Raw genomic sequence first — 1,763 nt, 5'->3', positions numbered from 1 at the left:
ACTATATAACAGCCATTAAGAGCCTGATGGATCTATTCATAGAGCATATGGAATCAGTTGTTATAAGCAACACAGTAACTATCAAGAGTCAACTACAGCAGTGGATTAGTCAGCAAGCCTCTTATATCAAGGTGTTGTTCGCTGATTTAAGCTGGGAAAGTTGAGTTATTGAATAGCTCCATAACTTACAACATGTTCATTAGAAACATCCTGAGTATGAGTAATTGGATCGTTGAATGGATACATTTGCTCTTCCACTATAATAGTATATTGTGCTTCATACATTCCATAACCAACTGATAAACCTTCGACAGCTTGAGTATAATTAGATGGTGTATACGATCTAGAATAATATGCATTTGACCAAGCATAATTAGTGTACTTTATAAAACTGTCATTAATAGGTATTTTGGATCCGCTAGGATAATCATCACCTGCTTGAATTACAAGACCATCAATTTTGTATAGTGAGATACCCCATCCATCGCCCATTGGATCATCAGAGTCCCAATCAGTTCTTGTTTCAATAATCTTTATATAAGTTATGTTCTGTTGTGTTGAAGAATTGTAAACTGTAATTTTTTCAAGCTTTAAATTTGTTGTAAGTTCAATAAGCATGCCATACCAAATGTATTCTTCAGAATAAGTCTTATTAACAATTTTTGGTGTTAATGATCTGGTTGCATAAACATCAGAAGTTAATGATTCTTCAGTTGACAAATCATCTGTGGATTCTTTTTTACTTACTAAAATCATCTCATCATAACTTTGTTTTATTAAGTCTAATGTGATTTTTTTATCAAACGAAACAGATTCTTTTAAATACTTATTGGATTGATTTTTATCTTGTGATCTTTTGGATATGATTCTTTCTAATTGATCCTTGTATCTATCATTTTATACTTTTGTATCTTGTTTGGCATTTACTGGAACAGAAACAAAACATAATACTAAAATTAATAATACTGCAATTTTTTTCATAATACTCTCCTTTGGTGAAAATTAATTAGTTACTCAATCCCTCATAATTGACTTTACAATAAATACTAACATAATAAGTCTATGTATGCAAATTTATAGCTTTTGAGACAGCTTTGAAAGGTAAAGTTCTTTCTGCCAACTCAAATTCTAATAAATTTTAAAAAAAGAAGTTTTTCCACACAGTTTCTTTTTTTACTTATCTTATCCACATGCTAAGACTCTGTTTTCCCCGTTTTAAGGCTTTGTGGATAAATTAGTTTAATTTAGTTAAAATTTCACTTGGCAGACATCACTTCCTTTGCTATACTTAATTCAGTTCTTAGATATGCCATGCATATCTACTGTGAGTATATCTTCCCTTGTTAGTTGCCGTCCAAAGCTGGCTAACAAATCGGAAGATATATTTTTTTGTCTTTTTTTAATCTCATTTGCTTTTAGATAGTACCACTCATATAACTGTTTTATCATGTCTGATATCTGTTGCATCAGATAATGATTTTTAATTGCTTCCGAATTCCAACTGCATATATGCGTGATATTTCCCTGCCAGTTCTTTTGACGATTGAATCCTTCATTCTCTATTTTCCATCGTTTTCTTCCTGCTTCAACCAGCTTTTCTGCATTCTTATTTGTTATGATTATGTTTGTTAGCCATTGAAATTCTGTCCGTACAACATTTTCTTTGATTACTTTTTCTTCAAAATACTTTAACATATTTACTGGGTTCCCTTTATAATCAATCTCATTTACATATGCCGCATGACCCGCCACTCCTTTTTCAG

General features: G+C 31.3%; 1 protein-coding gene and 1 pseudogene. Both read right to left on the bottom strand.

The window, feature by feature from the left end:
• Window positions 1-165: 165 nt before the first annotated feature.
• A complete protein-coding gene (locus AC6F8J_RS14530; RefSeq protein WP_500724347.1) occupies window positions 166-756 on the bottom strand; it encodes a hypothetical protein in 591 nt (196 codons plus the stop codon).
• A gap of 537 nt (window positions 757-1,293) precedes the next feature.
• Window positions 1,294-1,763: pseudogene (locus AC6F8J_RS14525) on the bottom strand (hypothetical protein); the annotation flags it as partial.

The organism is Petrocella sp. (genome assembly GCF_059865615.1).
The sequence above is the reverse complement of the archived record's forward strand: the minus strand, read 5'-3'. Positions and strand labels throughout refer to the sequence as shown.